Source organism: Biomaibacter sp. TOL, assembly GCF_059717795.1.
Genome location: NZ_AP046092.1, coordinates 623,720 through 639,005 on the forward strand (window position 1 = coordinate 623,720; position 15,286 = coordinate 639,005).

The window sequence follows — 15,286 nt, forward strand, 5'->3', positions numbered from 1 at the left end:
AGTTTCATTATAATTTTATCGAAATATCTTATTGGCCCCTAGTTGAATATTTAAATGTTTCACTGGGGTATACCCTAAAGTAACATTGTTATTCTTGTTTCAAACAGTCTCTTTTTCTAATTTTGAAATATTTCAAATAGAACACATATCCCTATTGAAACATTTTATTGAAAAATGCAATAAAAAATGCCCCTATTAGGTATTTTTAATTTTCATCAAGCCCCTTTTCTTTTAAATGAACAATTAATTCAGCAGTTAAATATTTTCTCAATTTACTACTTGCTAAACTTATGTAAGAAGCTCGACATCCCACTGGATTACATGATAGCCCATCTCATTGGCTGTGGTTATGAGGGTATTGCTGTAATCTCCAAAGGGTGGCCTGAACAGTTTGGCGTTCTGTCCCGTAAGTTCTTTTATTTTATCATGCGTTTCTTTCAGCTCGCTAATTATTTTCTCTCTGGGAATGCGGCCCATTTGAGGATGCGTTGCCGAGTGGTTTCCGATCTCATGGCCTGCTTTTGCTATCAGGCGTGTCATTTCTGGATATCTATCCATCCAGAATTTTACTAAAAAAAATGTTGTTTTTATATCATGTTTTTTCAGTATATCCAGCAATTTTGGCGTAATGTCCGACCCCCATGCGGCGTCAAAAGAGATAGCCACCTTTTTTTCTTGAGTTTCCACTCTGTATATGGGGACCATGCGGTCAATCCTTCCAAAGACACTTAAAGATTTGGGCAAATTTGTATATAAACAGGAAAAGGCAGTCGCGAGAATAGTTAAAAGGCACGCAATCCATGTGACAATATTTTTATTGAATCGCATTCTATTCATTTTTTCCACCCCCTCGCTTTTATCTATTAATTTGTATTCATTAAATAAGTCCGTTATGATTAATCTTTTTTTATGTCGAATATATCCAGTATTAATCGAATAAAATTTTAATAAAAAACGGGAGGTGTTACCATGATTTCTGTATCTCAAAAGAAGGGCTTGTCTTTTGGTATAATCTGGAGTATTATAGCCTGGATCCCTTATTATACCGACTATATGGGCGCTGTCCGACAGGTAATGGGGATACCGGCCGCCCTCGGATTGAATCTCGAATTAGCGTTGGGCCGCGGGGATGCCTTTGTTTACAGCATTCTGCTTGGGGCGGGTCTGGGTTTCGTTTTAGGCAGCGTAGTAGACTTTATGAAAAACGGAGTAAAGATAATCGGGCTATTCCCCCATAAAAAGAGAAGGCTGCTCAGAAGGGGGCTGTAATTTTGCTCCTATGGAAGACCTTCATTGCAACCTTTGCGCTGGTTTTTCTGGCCGAACTGGGGGATAAAACTCAGCTTTCCACAATGCTGATGGCCGCTCACAACGAGTCTATTATAAGCGTTTTTCTGGGCGCTTCGCTGGCTTTGATTGCAAATACGGTTATCGGGGTATATCTGGGAACCCTTATTTCAAATACGCTGCCCTTGCATTACATCCACATTGGCGCCGGCATCGTGTTTATCATCATCGGCATACTTCTTATCACTCAGAGATTGTAAATGGTTAATAGGTTATAACTTTATGACGCCTCCCCTGTTAAGCCTGATTCAATAATATTTTATCCGCAGTATCTTTTAAATAGTTTATCTGGTATAATAGGTGAGGGAAAAAATATTGATGGGGGAGGGATATTTTGTTTCTGGATTCTGTATTTACTCTTTTTGGAGGCCTGGGCCTGTTTATCTACGGAATGAAACTCATGGGCGAGGGATTGGAAAAGGCAGCCGGAGACAGGCTAAAATACCTTCTGGAACTCCTCACCAGAAACAGGGTGATGGGAGTGCTGGTAGGGGCGCTGGTCACCAGTATAATTCAAAGCAGCAGCGCCACAACAGTGATGGTGGTGGGCCTCGTAAACGCCGGACTTATGGATTTGATGCAGGCTATAGGCGTCATCATGGGGGCCAATATTGGTACAACCATGACAGCCCAGCTTATCGCATTCAAATTTACAAAAATAGCTTTACCTGCAATCGGCATCGGCGTATCGGTCCATCTCTTCGCAAAGCATAAAACTCAAAAATCTATAGGACAGGTTATACTGGGCTTCGGCCTCCTGTTTTTCGGTATGCAGACCATGGAGGTGGCGCTAAAACCGGTGGCGAAAATGCCGGAGTTTATCAGTTTCATGTCTAATTTTGGAAAAACGCCATTGCTGGGTGTGGTGGCTGGTTTCGTGACTACAGGTATAGTTCAGAGCAGCAGCGCCACCATAGGCATCCTGCAGGCGCTGGCGGACCAGGGTGTTGTAAATATTTCTATAGCCTTGCCCATATTGTTCGGCGACAATATCGGCACCTGCGTCACTGCGCTCCTTTCCAGCATCGGCACCAACATCACGGCAAGAAGGGCGGCTCTGCTTCATCTAACGTTTAATGTAATAGGAACTATTATTTTTATGCTTATTTTACCCCTGGTTCAGGTGCTGGTAAGCTATACGTCATCAGACCCTGTGCGGCAAATTGCCAATGCGCACACTCTCTTTAATGTGACAAACACCATAATTCAGCTGCCGTTTGCCTTCCTGCTGGTAAAGCTGGTTACTTATTTAATTCCCGGAACACCCGAAATTGTTGAAAGAGGATCTAAATACATAGACGACAGGCTGCTGGAAACCCCGCCCATAGCCATCGTCCAGGTAAAGAAAGAAATCTGCCGAATGGGCAATCTGGCTCTGGAGACCCTTGCAGACACCATGAATATTTTCCTCTATTACAATGAACAGAAGGGCAGGCTAACCAGAGAAAAAGAATCAGTGATAAACGACCTGGCGCGGATTACAACCAGATACCTGGCCCTGCTCTCCCGGATGCCGCTTTCTACCGATGAATCGAATCAAATAACCTATATGATCAATGCGGTAAACGATATGGAAAGAGTTGGAGATCATGCCATGAATATCCTGGAACTGGCCGAATACAAGGAGGAACACAGGCTTCCCTTCAGCAACGAAGCCCTCAGCGAGTTGGTGGAAATGTCTTCTAAAGTAAACGAAACTTTCCGGCTGGCTATCGATGCCTTTTTAGACAGTGATAAAAAGACCGCAAACAAGATTATTGCAAACGAGGAAGAAATCGACATTATGGAAAGCAAGCTCAGGAATCATCATATAAAAAGGTTGAATGAAGGAACATGCAATCCTTCTTCAGGGGTAATCTTTCTTGATATAGTCAATAATCTGGAGCGTGTCGGAGACCACGCTTTTAATCTTGCAACTTATATTTTAAACATTGATAAAAATTTCAAAGACTTTTCCCGGACAGGAAAATAGACCATTAAATCCTAACATATTATTTCTCCTTTCAGGGTATCTATAAAATAGACAGGGAAGGGGGAATAAATCATGGCAGCAGGTCAGGGTGGAAAGACCCACGTGGTGAAAGGCATACATCGCGCTATGGACAATTTTAAATATGAAGTGGCCAGGGAGCTCAATATCCCCGTGTACCACGGTTCCGAGGATTACTGGGGGAATATCGCTTCCCGGGATTGCGGAGCCGTTGGAGGTCATATGGTCCGAAAAATGATTGAAATGGCAGAAAAGCAGATAGGCGGAAAATAATTCTCAACGGGTAAACCATTTACGGTTTACCCGTTAATTTTTTAAGCAGATCTCCCAGTTCGTTTATTTTCTGACCATAGGTAGCCCAGTCCCCATCCCGCTGGGCCTTTATAGCTTCGTCATAAATAGTGGCGGCTCTTTTTATCAGTTCATCAGCGGTCATCTCTTCTGTGGGAACTGTCGGCACGGTTTTTTCCACTGCGGGTTCGCCGAAAATCCTTGCCAGGGCCGCTTCAAAGGTCCGTTCCATGACCACATGCTCTCCGTATGCCACCACGATTCTGGAAAGTTCGGGAAGCTGGCTCTGTTCGCCCTGGATAAATATCGGCCTCACATATAATATAGAGCTATCTATGGGAAGCACCAGAAGATTTCCGCGGATCACCCTGGAACCCCTCTGGTCCCAAAGTGTCAGCTGCTGGGATATCTGGGAGTCCTGGTTTATGCGGGCTTCAATCTGCATAGGGCCGTAAACGGTTTTGTCCTTGGGAAACAGGTATACCACCAGTTTGCCGTAATTCTCACCGTCGGATCTCGCCGCCATCCATGCCCTCATGTTCTCAATAGTGGATGGGGTGAACGGAAGCATCAGCACCTGCTCCGGTTTTGTTTCACCAGGCAACTGGAGTATTGTATAGTAGGGCTCCATCTTGTTTCTCTCGCTGCCGTATAACTCGTCGGGAATCTGCCAGGCATCTTCCTTGTTGTAAAAAACCCTCGCATCTTCCATGTGATAAAGGGTGTATATCCTGGCCTGTATCAAAAACAGATCCTCAGGGTACCGAATATGAGCTCTCAGTTCTTCCGGCATGCTGTCCAGAGGCTTGAACATGCCGGGGAAAATGGCGTTATAACTTTTTATTATGGGATCGCTGCCGTCCGCGATATAAAAATCCACCGTGCCGTCGTAGGCATCTATAACCGCCTTTGCCGAATTCCTTATATAATTTATGTCGTTTATTGGTTCCGAATAAGGATACCGGTCGGATACCGTATATCCATCCATCATCCAGTACAGTCTGCCTTTTGCCACCACCATGTAAGGATCTCTGTCAAATCTTAAAAAAGGTGCGATTTTGGCAACCATTGTTTTTATATCTCTATCGAACATTATCCTGCTGTTAGAATCAAAGTTATTTGAAACCAGCAGCTTATAATCCCAGAACCGGATAGCAAAAAGCAACCGCGACCATATGTTAAGAGGAATTCCACCCTTTCCCTTATATTCGTTATATACATTGGATTCCCCGGATGGATAATCAAACTCCGCGGTTTTGGAATTTACCACCACGTACTCTCTGGTAAGCTCTCCAAAGTATATACGAGGCTCATCCACTTTCAGCGCCGGATCCACTGTGATCGGCGGAATATCTTTTATGAAAAAGTTGGGGAGCCCCTCGGCAGTAACTGTATTCACCGGGCTCATTACAAGGCCGTAACCATGGGTGTACTGAAGTCGCCGGTTTACCCACGTTTTAGCCCTTTCCTCAAGCCTGCCCTGGTCCAGTTCCCTTGCGGCCAGCATCACCTGGCGCAGCTGGCCGTTAATGGTATATCTGTCCACATCCACCTGATTGAAGTCATAATAATAGCGAATGCGCTGAAGCTGGTTATATGTCTGCTGAAGGGGCCTGTAGTCCCATAAACGCAGCGTCTTTACCGTAGGGCTGTTCATTATTACATCCGCTGACACGTTTTCCCTGACCGGAAACTCCTTCCTTTCCACCCGGTCAAGGCCGTAAGCTTTTAATGTGAACTCAATATTGGATTTTAGATATGCCTCTTCCTTCACAAACTCGTTGGGCGTAACCTGAAACTGCTGAACGAGAGCGGGGTATATTCCCTGAAGAAGTATTGAAGATATCACCAGTGTCCCGAGCGCCCACAAAAGCATCTTAGGCCTGTTTATTACAAGATTTATGAGAAGCATAGAAGCCAGAGCAATGGATATTGTCATCAAAATCTTAAGACCCGGCAGCACGGCATGGACATCGGTGTAGCTTGCTCCAAAGGCTACGCCCCGGGGCGAATAAAGCAAGTTAAACATTGACAATCTGTAACCGTAAGCCTTCAATGCGAAAAACGTGGCAAGAAGCACTGCCACCTGTTTCTCCCGGGCGAGTATGTAAAGCCACCGTACGGGGCCTTCTTCCACATGGGCTATTATATAAAGCATTGAAACAAGAAGCAAGGTTATCGAAACCATGCTGACCGCGAGCTCATAAACCGCCTGCAAAAACGGGAGTTTAAATATGTAATACCCTATATCAATTTTGAATATGGGATCCGCTATCCCGAAAGTGCCGGGGTGGAGAAACTTTTGAACCGCCAGCCAGTAAGTCGATGTAAAAGCGGTAAATATCAGGGCTATCACAATGCTGAAAGCAAAGAATAATCTCTTAATCCATTTCCCGGATAAAGCTCGGGAAAGCACGTCGTTCACTATGCCTTCCCTGTATTTTAAGCTCCACACATTGGAAAGGCCGCGGCCCGCCAAAAGCAGATTGATGTAGAGAAATACAAAGAATACTGCGCCGCTGACCAGCCTTACCGCCCACCTGGAATACAAAATTATCCAAAATACATTTAAATAACCCACGGATTTAAACCACATTATTTCCGTGAGAAAACCCGCAAGCATTAAAACGGCCGCAATAATAATCAATAAAAGTCCCGCAATCTTCAGTTTAAAATCCACCCGGATTACCCTCCTTATATTCGGTTATATTATTATTGTGAGTGAACACACACAATTATATTTTAACACAAATCTGGTAAAAAACAAAAGAGCAAGGCCGCTTAAGCCTGCTCTTCTGTAGATTGCTCCTTATCTTTTTCGTCTTCTTCTTCTATCTTTTTTCCGCAATAAGGGCATATCCAAACTTTTAAGTCTGCAGCAGAGTACGAACGTTTATTGCAGTACGGACATGTGGTATAAGGCACTATAGACCCCCCAAACCTTCTGTTAACCCTGATTTCTCCGCTTCGCTCTTATATATCTATTTTACATAATAATATTCCTCATTTTTTTCTTAAATCCTGCTCGTTTAAATAAATTTAACAAATCTTTTTTTAGGATGGTGGAATATGAACACTTTTTTCAAGATCTTTACATACAGTTCCATATCCGGTCTGGCCGTAATTATAGGAGGATATCTCGGTGCGAAGAAAATACCCGACAAGCTTCTGGCTTTCGTGCTGACCTTCGGTTCCGGAGTGCTTCTTGCGGTGCTTTCATTTTCTCTCATGCACGAGGCTTACCGGCAATCGGGGCCCGTTTTTACTTCTGTGGCTTTCCTGGTGGGAGGCGTCAGTTTTTTTGTAATCGAGGGGCTCTTGACAAAACACGTGGCAAGGGGAACAGGCATGATACTGGGGACCGCCCTAGATGATTTGCCGGAAGCCCTGAGCATGGGTATAGGTTTTGCTACCGATAGCGGCAGGCTGGGGATAGTGCTGGCTCTTTCCATCTTTCTCCACAATATTCCGGAAAGCCTGTCATCGACCTGCGACCTCGTAGTCGAAGCCCGGCTCTCTCCTAGAACGGCAATGGTGCTGGCCTCTCTAATAGCTCTGTTGGACCCTTTTGCGGCGCTTACAGGTTACTATCTGCTCAGAAACTTGAGCCCTGTATGGCTGGGTATGATAATGGCTTTCTCGGGAGGTTCCATCCTTTTTATGACAGGCACCGATATGATTCCTAAAGCCCATAAGATAGGAACGCGCCTAGAAAACCTGGGCCTTCTGGCGGGATTCCTAGCAGCCTTTTTGCTCAGCCGCCTGATGCAATAGGTATCACAAAAATCATCCCTGTAAAATAATATATATCAGGAGGGATGATCATGTTTATACAATCAATGGGAGGACCAATGGTTTTTTATGCCCGTGAACCTTATCCGGTCGTCAGTGTGGAAGGCCCAAACAGAGAATATGCCGAAATCCTCATGGGAGACTATGCGGGCAGGGACAGCGAACTTACCGCCATCCTCCAGTATATCTACGGCAATCTTGTAGTAACCAATGCTGAAGTCGCGCAGCTTCTCATGGGTATATCGCGGGTGGAGATGCACCATTTTCACATGCTGGGAGAAGCAATAAAACTGCTTGGCGTTGACCCGCGCTACCAGCATACAGGGAAATACTGGAATGCCGGTTTTGTAAATTATGAGCGGGACCTATGCCGCATTCTCCGCATTAACCGTGAAGGGGAAATGGCCGCCATCCGGGAATATAAGAGGCAGGCTGCTGGGATTGACGACGAACATGTGAAGAAACTTTTGCTGAGAATCGCCCGGGACGAAGAAGTGCACGCCAGATTGCTGGGCGAAGCCATAGAAAAATACTGTAAGTGAGAATAGCATGCGACATGCGCGACAGGGGGGACGGTTCTTTTTCTGCGCGACAGGGGGGACGGTTCTTTTTCTGTCGCATTTTTCTTTCTGAGACAGGGGACGGTTGCCAGCCTGGTTTTTGCAGTTTATGTTGTCCCTTGTGTCTTGTGAAAATATTCGAAATACTATTGCCAGGACCTTGAAATGCATGATAAAATAGGTTAGGGGACAAACTCCTTTTCCAGGGTCTTTCTCCAGGGCAGGAAAAGGAATGGTCCCCAATGAAGTGGAGAATCTGGCAATTTAAATTGTTTTGGGAGGCGTTATTGTGGAGAGCATTGATGTTGCCAAAATAGCTATTAAAATGGCCCTTTCAAGCCGCAGCGAAGAGCAGGAATTGAAAGCATACTATGGTAAGATGCAGGTTCGCGTAGCAGCTGTAGATTTTGGAGGCGACTTTGCCAATTCCATAAAAAAAATCATTGAAAGGGCCGTTGTGGCGGCAAAGCGGGAAGGTGTAATTGAAGAAACCCACGTGCTGGAAGGCGCCGTGGTCGGAGCAACCCGCGAAGCCATTTCCCAGGTTATGCAGAAAGCTATGGGTTTAAATGTGGGCGGAAAAATCGGCATAGCCCGATGGGGTGAGCACATCAGCGTAGCCATGTTCTTCGGAGTGGGATTTTTAAATCTCAACGAAGTTGTTATAGGCCTGGGGCACAGATCTGTCCCCAGTTCATAGCCAGCAATTTAATAAAATGTCCTGCACATAATGGCTCTTTTGAATTATCTCACAGTTTTGACAATCATTGCATACAGGGCTTTGTCACTTAAATAAATGCCCATTTGTTTTGCCTGCTTTATCAAAAAATTATAGTGCTCAATAGATGCCTCTATCCTAGAGAGCGCGGCATCCAGTGCTTCTGAGTCGTTTGCCGTCCATTGAAAAGCCCTTTCAGCTAACTCTATCTCCTTTCTGGCTCTTGATATTTCCTCAAGAAAACTTTCCTCCCATTTTTCATGTTTTGCATCAGGCTTCCCGATCATCACAGCTTCCTCCCATAAATCTATAATACATTTTATGCAATGTTGGGAGGAATATGTGAAGACATCATTGTTTAAATTATATAAATAAAATTCTAATGGCGCATGAAAATTGTCCTAACTGTTCCTATCATGTAAAGAGAGCCTGCAAAAACAATAACGTCCTCCGGGGAGGCCAAATCCAGCGCAAGGTCTACGGCTTCTCTGATTTCATTTTTTTCGCTAACCCGAATTTTTTTACCGTCAATCGATGCGCAGCTTTCTTTCACAGCCTCCGCCAGGGCCTTAGCCGAAAGGGCCCTGGGATTATCAGGGGCAGTGGTTATTATTTCATCTGCTATAGGTGCGATTTCTCCTATCATATTTCTATAATCCTTGTCTCCCAGAATTCCGAGCACAAGGATTTTTCTTTTTTGTGGAAAATACTTTAATATGGCTTTTTTCAGCATTTTTATGCCCGCAATATTATGAGCTCCGTCTATGAGTACAATCGGTTTTTCTCTCAATATCTCAAGCCTTCCCGGCCAGCGGGCCTTTTCGAGACCTGAATAAATTGCTTTTCTCGGTATTTTTATTCCGGAAAGCTCCAGGGCTTCAATGGCTCCCACTGCAGTTGCAGCATTCTCCAACTGATGGTCGCCCAATAGATTTATTTTTAAATTTTTATAATCATTTTTTGGGGTATAAACATTAAAAATCTGGCCACCAATACTGTTTTGCAAGGATGTATATTTTATTAATTGCTCCGCCCGGATATCAAAATCAACATGTTTTCCCGCCACCAGAGTCAAAGGGCATCCTAGTTCAATACACGTTTTGCGTATTACTTGCAGAGCTTCCTGCTCCTGGGGGCCGGACACCACCGGTACGCCCGGCTTTATTATTCCGCATTTTTCCCAGGAGATATCGCCCAGCGTATTCCCCAGGTACTGCTGGTGGTCAAAGCTAATCGGAGTTATGACGCTCACAAGAGGAAGCGCCACATTCGTAGCATCCAGCCTGCCTCCCATGCCCACTTCCAGCACGATAAAATCCACAGCCTGCTCTTTGAAGTAAACAAACCCGATTGCAGTGACAACTTCAAACTCCGTGGGATGGTTTAAATTTTTTTGAAGCATGATGGATATGGCATCCCGCACCTTCTGAGTCACTCGGGCTATATCGTCATCGGAAATGTTCTGGCCGTTTATTCTTATTCTTTCATTAAAAACCTCGAGATAAGGCGACGTATAAAGGCCAACTTTATATCCCGCCTCCCGAAGAATCGAATCCAGCATGGCGCATGTGGAGCCTTTTCCGTTGGTCCCCGCCACATGGATGATTTTTACGCCCTGATGGGGATTGCCTAATATATCGAGCAGGTGCGTTATGTTCTCCAGACCCAATTTTGCACCGAATCTGTTCAAGCCATGGATGTATTCCAGAGCTTCTTTGTAACTTGCCATTTTATTCCCTTCTTTCTCGGGGATTGAGTCAGGGATGAGTCAGGGGACGGTTCCTTGACTCATAATTTGAGTCAAGGAACCGTCCCCTGACTCACCTGACTTATTTTAATCCTTCAAGCATTTTCAGACGCTGCTTTACCTTTTGCAGCATGTCACGGTAGTCTTTCTCCTTATTGCGCTCTTTTTCCACCACATCCGTAGGCGCCTTGGACAAAAATCCTTCATTTTCCAGTTTTTTTGACACCCTGTGGATTTCTTTCTCGAGGTTCGCATACTCTTTTTTTAGTCTCTCGATTTCCATGTCTATATCCACCAGGCCTTCCATTGGAACGAAAAGTTCTGCTCCCTTAATAACGCCGGTTAGGGCTTTATGAGGCGCTGGCTCATCCTGAGATATGAATCCCATATTTTCAACTTTTGCAAGGCTGTATATTATTTTTATATTGTTTTGTAATATATCGCCGACAATTGAATCGCCAATCCTAACAATAACCCTTGCCTTTCTGGCTGGGGAAACATTCATCTCGGCCCTGATGTTCCTTATGGAGCGCACCGCATCCATGATCACGTCCATTTTATCCGCATCTGAAAAGTCCCACTCCGGGTCATATTCCGGCCATCGGGAAACCATTATGCTCTTCCCTGTATGTGGCAATTTCTGCCATATTTCTTCCGTTATGAATGGCATAAAGGGGTGAAGCAGCTTCAGCGCTCTTTCCAGCGATATCCATAGGACCTGCTGAGTCCTCTTTTTTGCATGTTCATCTTCACCGTATAAATCAATTTTTGCCATCTCAATATACCAATCGCAGAACTCGCTCCAGAAAAAGTCGTAAATCTTCTGGGCTGCAACCCCAATCTCAAATTTTTCTATCGCTTCTGTTATCTCTTTCGTGATGTCGTTTAGTCTCTTTAATATCCAGCGGTCTTTCAACGAAAGTTTTTCTGCGTCAAAATCACCGGGTTCAAAACCTTCCAAATTCATTATGACAAAGCGCGATGCGTTCCATATCTTATTGGCGAAGTTGCGGCTGGCTTCCACTTTTTCCTGATAAAACCTCATATCGTTTCCGGGGGCATTACCGGTACTGAGAGTAAACCTAAGGGTATCGGCGCCGTATTTTTCGATGACTTCAAGAGGGTCTATCCCGTTGCCCAGGGATTTGCTCATTTTCCTTCCCAGCGCGTCCCTTACCAGCCCTGTTATCACCACGTAACTGAACGGCTCCTTTTTCATAAATTCCATGGCAGAGAATATCATTCTTGCCACCCAGAAGAATATGATATCATATGCCGTCACCAGCACTGATGTAGGATAGAAGTATTTCAAATCCTCGGTATCTTCGGGCCATCCCAGGGTCGAAAAAGGCCACAGAGCCGAAGAGAACCACGTATCCAGCACATCGGGGTCCTGCTCTATCCTACTAGATCCGCATTTGGGGCAGGTAACAATATCTTCTCTCGATACGCTCATTTCTCCGCATTCCTCGCAGTACCATGCTGGAATCCTGTGCCCCCACCAGAGCTGGCGCGAGATGCACCAATCATGGATATTTTCCAGCCAGTTAAGGTATATTTTCGTAAACCTGTCGGGCACAAACTGTACTCTGCCCTGCTTTACCACTTCAATGGCAGGCCCTGCCAGCGGCTTCATTTTTACAAACCACTGTTTGGAAACCATGGGCTCTACCACAGTATCGCAGCGGTAGCAGTGGCCCACACTGTGGCTGATATTCTCAATTTTTTCCAGAAAACCTCCCTCTTCCAGCTCCCTTAATATCAGTTTCCTGCATTCATAACGATCCAGGCCGGAAAATTTGCCGGCGTTTTTATTCATGCGGCCGTCTTCATCCATTACATTTATGACCTCGAGATTGTGCCGCAGCCCCATCTCAAAATCGTTGGGATCGTGTCCTGGAGTCACCTTGACCGCACCCGTGCCGAATTCCATATCCACATAAGAGTCCGCTATTATCGGAATTTCGCGCCCCACTGCGGGCAGGATGAGGGTCTTGCCTACCAGATGACGGTAGCGCTCATCTTCCGGGTTTACGGCTACGGCGGTATCACCCAGCATTGTCTCAGGGCGCGTGGTGGCTATCGTCAGGTGCCCCGAGCCATCGCAAAGAGGATACTTTATATAATACAGCTTGCCGGATTCCTCTTCATGTTCCACCTCGATATCCGAGAGGGTGGTCTTGCAGGTTGGGCACCAGTTCACTATATAGTCTCCCCTGTATATCAGCCCTCTTTCATAGAGCCGGACAAAGACCTCCCTCACAGCCCTGCTCAACCCTTCATCCATGGTAAATCTAAGCCGCGACCAGTCGCAGGAGGAACCCAACTTCTTGAGCTGGTTGATTATTGTCCCGCCGTATTTTTCCTTCCATGCCCACACCCGCTCCAGGAACTTTTCCCGGCCCAGATCATATTTGGACAGGCCCTCTTCTGCCAGTTGCTCTTTCACTTTGGCCTCGGTGGCGATACCCGCATGGTCGGTACCGGGCAGCCACAGGGCAGAATAGCCCTGCATTCTCTTTGTGCGGATGATTATATCCTGCAATGTGTTGTTCAGGGCATGCCCCATATGAAGCTGCCCCGTCACATTGGGCGGCGGTATGACAATTGTAAAGGGCTTTTTAGCAGGGTCTGTTTCTGCATAAAAAAGATTCTCCCTTTCCCAGAACTCATACCATTTGTCCTCCACCTCTTTAGGGTTGTAGACCGAAGGCAAATTGCTTTCCATCTGCATCACTCCTGTCCGTTTTTCATAGTGGCAAGGGGACCTTTCGTTTGCCACGAAAACCAATTTACATTGATAGCGGCGACAAGCCAAGATAAAAAACCTTTCATCCGGCAAAGGACGAAAGGTTTACTTCCGCGGTACCACCTTAATTCTCGCTCAACAGATAATAAGTCTTACGGCCTTTTTTTCCCCGGCAAATCAAAAGCCAAAAATCAATATTGCCTGTCCGAATAAACAAGTAAAGCTTGCACGCAAGGCCGCCGAGCACTCCAAGCTTTAACGGACAAACCGTTTCCGGCTACTTTTTAGATATGCATTGCAAAGCCAGGCCAAACATGCCGCAAACTTTAGCAAAAATCCTGATGTTCGCCGGAAAAGCTCAGGGGCGACCTTCGAAGCAACTCTCAGAAAGGCTTGCAGCCACGGCCTTTCTCTCTTTATGAGAAACTGCTCCTACTCCTCCCCTTCAATGCTTTTTTATCTTCAGTTGTACTTGGTATAATTTTAACTTTCGAACATGGTTTTGTCAAGGATTTGCGGATAATTTCAATACAACTTCTTCCATGCCAAATCTAACAGTATCGTTTGTGATAATCTGCCATTCTTCGCCCTTCACATCTACTGTATAAGGAAGAAAATCCAACCGTTTAGAGGTATGGAAAAATAAATAAAATTTTGTGATATAATTTTAACAGAAAATAATAGAATCCCTGGGAGGAAAGCACAAATTGCCGAAACAAAGAGTAACTGAACTTGATTTCATGCGTTCAGTCGCCATATTCATGGTAGTAGTATTGCATGCCACCGCAAGGTTTATGGTGTACGGCCCTTCAAAAAGCCGCACCTTCATGCTGAGTCTTGCACTCAACCAGTGGTCAAGAGTCAGCCTGCCGCTTTTTGTATTTCTTTCTGGATTTGGCCTATTTTACAACAACAAGGAATTTGAATTAAAAACATATGCAAAAAAGCGCCTCGTCCGCGTATTTTTGCCTTATTGCACGTGGACCTTTCTTTATATGGTCCGCCGGGATTTTACCGATCCTGCTTTTTGCTTTTTAAAACTGCCCGCTTTGAAAGCTTTTTTAAAATACATCCAATGGTTGTTTTGGAAAAATATAGATACGCCATTATGGTTCATATTGATGATAATGCAGATGTATATTCTGTTTCCCCTCATGTTCAACTGCATAAAAAATGCAAAACCAGTTAAAGCTTTCATTATAAACACGGCCATATATCTGCTCTTAACCATATACTTGAGATATTATAAAACTCAAATCGGCTTTGCTCCCATAGACTTTATCCAGAAATACTGCTCTTACACTCCCCTGGTATGGTATTATTACTTCATAATCGGCGGTCTTTTGGCGGCAAATTGGGACAGAGCGAAGAAAATCAAAGTAAATACATATATCATGGGTACTTTTTACCTTGCATCAACAGCCCTTGTCATAGCAGAAGCATACATGGGATTCCTTGAAAAAGGCCAGCCATATCTTCGAAGCTATGCGTCTGTTCGCCCTCCGGTGCTGATCAATACCCTGACAATAATCCCTTTCCTGTTCCTAATAGGTGAAAAAGCCCGGTGCCATCAAGCCGTTTTGAACGTGCAGAAAAACATATCGCGATATTCCTATGGTATTTATTTCGTACATCCGCAGATACTGGCGGCCCTGAATGTTGCGTTCGGGTGCATAACAGGCGGCCTATTTACATCAAGGATGATATATATGTTGCTCCTGATTTTCCTGACATTCGCCCTTTCTTATTTGTTTTGCCTGATAGTGGACAATTCCCCTCTCAGGATGGCACTCTTGGGATTGGAAAGCAAAAAGCAAGCTTAAAACAGGACTTGCATGCCTACGGGAACCGATCCCAAAGTTCGAAGCCTTGCTTAAGAATGATTTGGGGAGCAATGATAGTATAGTACGAGACCAAACAAGCAGTGAAACCGACCGATAGAGCAGTGAAACCTGCATTTAAGGTAGTAAATCCAACCAGTTAGGGAGTAAGGCGAAAATTACATAAAATTAGTGATATAATTGGGAATAGTGAAAGGACTATGATGAATTTTGCTGAAGGAATAGGGGTTTGCATTAAGTAAAAAATTATG

14 protein-coding genes and 1 other annotated feature are annotated in these 15,286 nt (G+C 44.8%); of the genes, 8 read left to right on the forward strand and 6 right to left on the reverse strand.

What is annotated here, in order from left to right; all coding sequences use genetic code 11:
- Nucleotides 1-288: 288 nt before the first annotated feature.
- Complete coding sequence (locus AC6I1H_RS03160; RefSeq protein ID WP_497739568.1) at nucleotides 289-837, reverse strand: polysaccharide deacetylase family protein; 549 nt, start codon at nucleotides 835-837, stop codon at nucleotides 289-291.
- 132 nt (nucleotides 838-969) lie between these two features.
- On the opposite strand from AC6I1H_RS03160, the gene AC6I1H_RS03165 reads away from it, so the two are divergent.
- The 4 genes from AC6I1H_RS03165 (at nucleotide 970) to AC6I1H_RS03180 (ending at nucleotide 3,610) form a co-directional block, all read left to right on the forward strand.
- Nucleotides 970-1,269: a hypothetical protein gene (locus tag AC6I1H_RS03165; RefSeq protein WP_497739569.1), complete on the forward strand. Its 300-nt coding sequence runs from the start codon at nucleotides 970-972 to the stop codon at nucleotides 1,267-1,269.
- Between the two features lie 2 nt (nucleotides 1,270-1,271).
- A complete protein-coding gene (locus tag AC6I1H_RS03170) occupies nucleotides 1,272-1,547 on the forward strand; it encodes a TMEM165/GDT1 family protein (RefSeq protein WP_497739570.1) in 276 nt (91 codons plus the stop codon).
- Between the two features lie 134 nt (nucleotides 1,548-1,681).
- The gene (locus AC6I1H_RS03175) at nucleotides 1,682-3,319 is read left to right on the forward strand and encodes a Na/Pi cotransporter family protein (protein WP_497739571.1); all 1,638 of its coding nucleotides are present in this window, start codon (nucleotides 1,682-1,684) and stop codon (nucleotides 3,317-3,319) included.
- A 72-nt stretch (nucleotides 3,320-3,391) separates the two neighbouring features.
- Nucleotides 3,392-3,610 (forward strand): alpha/beta-type small acid-soluble spore protein, encoded by a 219-nt coding sequence (locus AC6I1H_RS03180; RefSeq protein WP_497739572.1) that lies wholly within the window; start codon nucleotides 3,392-3,394, stop codon nucleotides 3,608-3,610.
- A 19-nt stretch (nucleotides 3,611-3,629) separates the two neighbouring features.
- Here AC6I1H_RS03180 and AC6I1H_RS03185 read toward each other — a convergent pair whose 3' ends face one another.
- Nucleotides 3,630-6,308: a UPF0182 family membrane protein gene (locus AC6I1H_RS03185; RefSeq protein ID WP_497739573.1), complete on the reverse strand. Its 2,679-nt coding sequence runs from the start codon at nucleotides 6,306-6,308 to the stop codon at nucleotides 3,630-3,632.
- Between the two features lie 101 nt (nucleotides 6,309-6,409).
- Nucleotides 6,410-6,553 carry a hypothetical protein gene (locus AC6I1H_RS03190; protein ID WP_497739574.1) on the reverse strand — a complete coding sequence of 48 codons (144 nt, stop codon included), beginning with the start codon at nucleotides 6,551-6,553 and terminating at the stop codon, nucleotides 6,410-6,412.
- A gap of 144 nt (nucleotides 6,554-6,697) precedes the next feature.
- Between AC6I1H_RS03190 and AC6I1H_RS03195 the strand changes: the two genes are divergently transcribed.
- From AC6I1H_RS03195 to AC6I1H_RS03205, 3 genes are all read left to right on the forward strand, one after another.
- Nucleotides 6,698-7,402 carry a ZIP family metal transporter gene (locus AC6I1H_RS03195; protein WP_497739575.1) on the forward strand — a complete coding sequence of 235 codons (705 nt, stop codon included), beginning with the start codon at nucleotides 6,698-6,700 and terminating at the stop codon, nucleotides 7,400-7,402.
- A 50-nt stretch (nucleotides 7,403-7,452) separates the two neighbouring features.
- A complete protein-coding gene (locus AC6I1H_RS03200) occupies nucleotides 7,453-7,962 on the forward strand; it encodes a ferritin-like domain-containing protein (RefSeq protein ID WP_497739576.1) in 510 nt (169 codons plus the stop codon).
- 307 nt (nucleotides 7,963-8,269) lie between these two features.
- Nucleotides 8,270-8,680: a HutP family protein gene (locus AC6I1H_RS03205; RefSeq protein ID WP_497739577.1), complete on the forward strand. Its 411-nt coding sequence runs from the start codon at nucleotides 8,270-8,272 to the stop codon at nucleotides 8,678-8,680.
- A 44-nt stretch (nucleotides 8,681-8,724) separates the two neighbouring features.
- On the opposite strand, the gene AC6I1H_RS03210 is transcribed toward AC6I1H_RS03205, so the two are convergent.
- The 3 genes from AC6I1H_RS03210 to AC6I1H_RS03220 all read right to left on the reverse strand — a co-directional run bounded on the left by AC6I1H_RS03210 (nucleotide 8,725) and on the right by AC6I1H_RS03220 (nucleotide 13,173).
- Nucleotides 8,725-8,985 (reverse strand): DUF2508 family protein, encoded by a 261-nt coding sequence (locus AC6I1H_RS03210; protein ID WP_497739578.1) that lies wholly within the window; start codon nucleotides 8,983-8,985, stop codon nucleotides 8,725-8,727.
- A 92-nt stretch (nucleotides 8,986-9,077) separates the two neighbouring features.
- Nucleotides 9,078-10,427, reverse strand: a complete 1,350-nt coding sequence (locus AC6I1H_RS03215; RefSeq protein WP_497739579.1) for a bifunctional folylpolyglutamate synthase/dihydrofolate synthase — start codon at nucleotides 10,425-10,427, stop codon at nucleotides 9,078-9,080.
- Between the two features lie 100 nt (nucleotides 10,428-10,527).
- On the reverse strand, nucleotides 10,528-13,173 hold the full coding sequence (locus AC6I1H_RS03220) for a valine--tRNA ligase (protein ID WP_497739580.1): 2,646 nt from the start codon (nucleotides 13,171-13,173) through the stop codon (nucleotides 10,528-10,530).
- A 110-nt stretch (nucleotides 13,174-13,283) separates the two neighbouring features.
- Nucleotides 13,284-13,652 (reverse strand) — a binding site (T-box leader).
- A gap of 249 nt (nucleotides 13,653-13,901) precedes the next feature.
- On the opposite strand from AC6I1H_RS03220, the gene AC6I1H_RS03225 reads away from it, so the two are divergent.
- Nucleotides 13,902-15,017, forward strand: a complete 1,116-nt coding sequence (locus tag AC6I1H_RS03225) for an acyltransferase (RefSeq protein ID WP_497739581.1) — start codon at nucleotides 13,902-13,904, stop codon at nucleotides 15,015-15,017.
- Nucleotides 15,018-15,286 lie beyond the last annotated feature (269 nt).

Bases quoted from the DNA above. Each gene is read 5' to 3' on its own strand.
- AC6I1H_RS03160 (WP_497739568.1), bottom strand. From the start codon at position 837: ATGAATAGAATGCGATTCAATAAAAATATTGTCACATGGATTGCGTGC.
- AC6I1H_RS03195 (WP_497739575.1), top strand. From the start codon at position 6,698: ATGAACACTTTTTTCAAGATCTTTACATACAGTTCCATATCCGGTCTG.
- AC6I1H_RS03215 (WP_497739579.1), bottom strand. From the start codon at position 10,427: ATGGCAAGTTACAAAGAAGCTCTGGAATACATCCATGGCTTGAACAGA.
- AC6I1H_RS03200 (WP_497739576.1), top strand. From the start codon at position 7,453: ATGTTTATACAATCAATGGGAGGACCAATGGTTTTTTATGCCCGTGAA.
- AC6I1H_RS03165 (WP_497739569.1), top strand. From the start codon at position 970: ATGATTTCTGTATCTCAAAAGAAGGGCTTGTCTTTTGGTATAATCTGG.
- AC6I1H_RS03220 (WP_497739580.1), bottom strand. From the start codon at position 13,173: ATGGAAAGCAATTTGCCTTCGGTCTACAACCCTAAAGAGGTGGAGGAC.
- AC6I1H_RS03180 (WP_497739572.1), top strand. From the start codon at position 3,392: ATGGCAGCAGGTCAGGGTGGAAAGACCCACGTGGTGAAAGGCATACAT.
- AC6I1H_RS03210 (WP_497739578.1), bottom strand. From the start codon at position 8,985: ATGATCGGGAAGCCTGATGCAAAACATGAAAAATGGGAGGAAAGTTTT.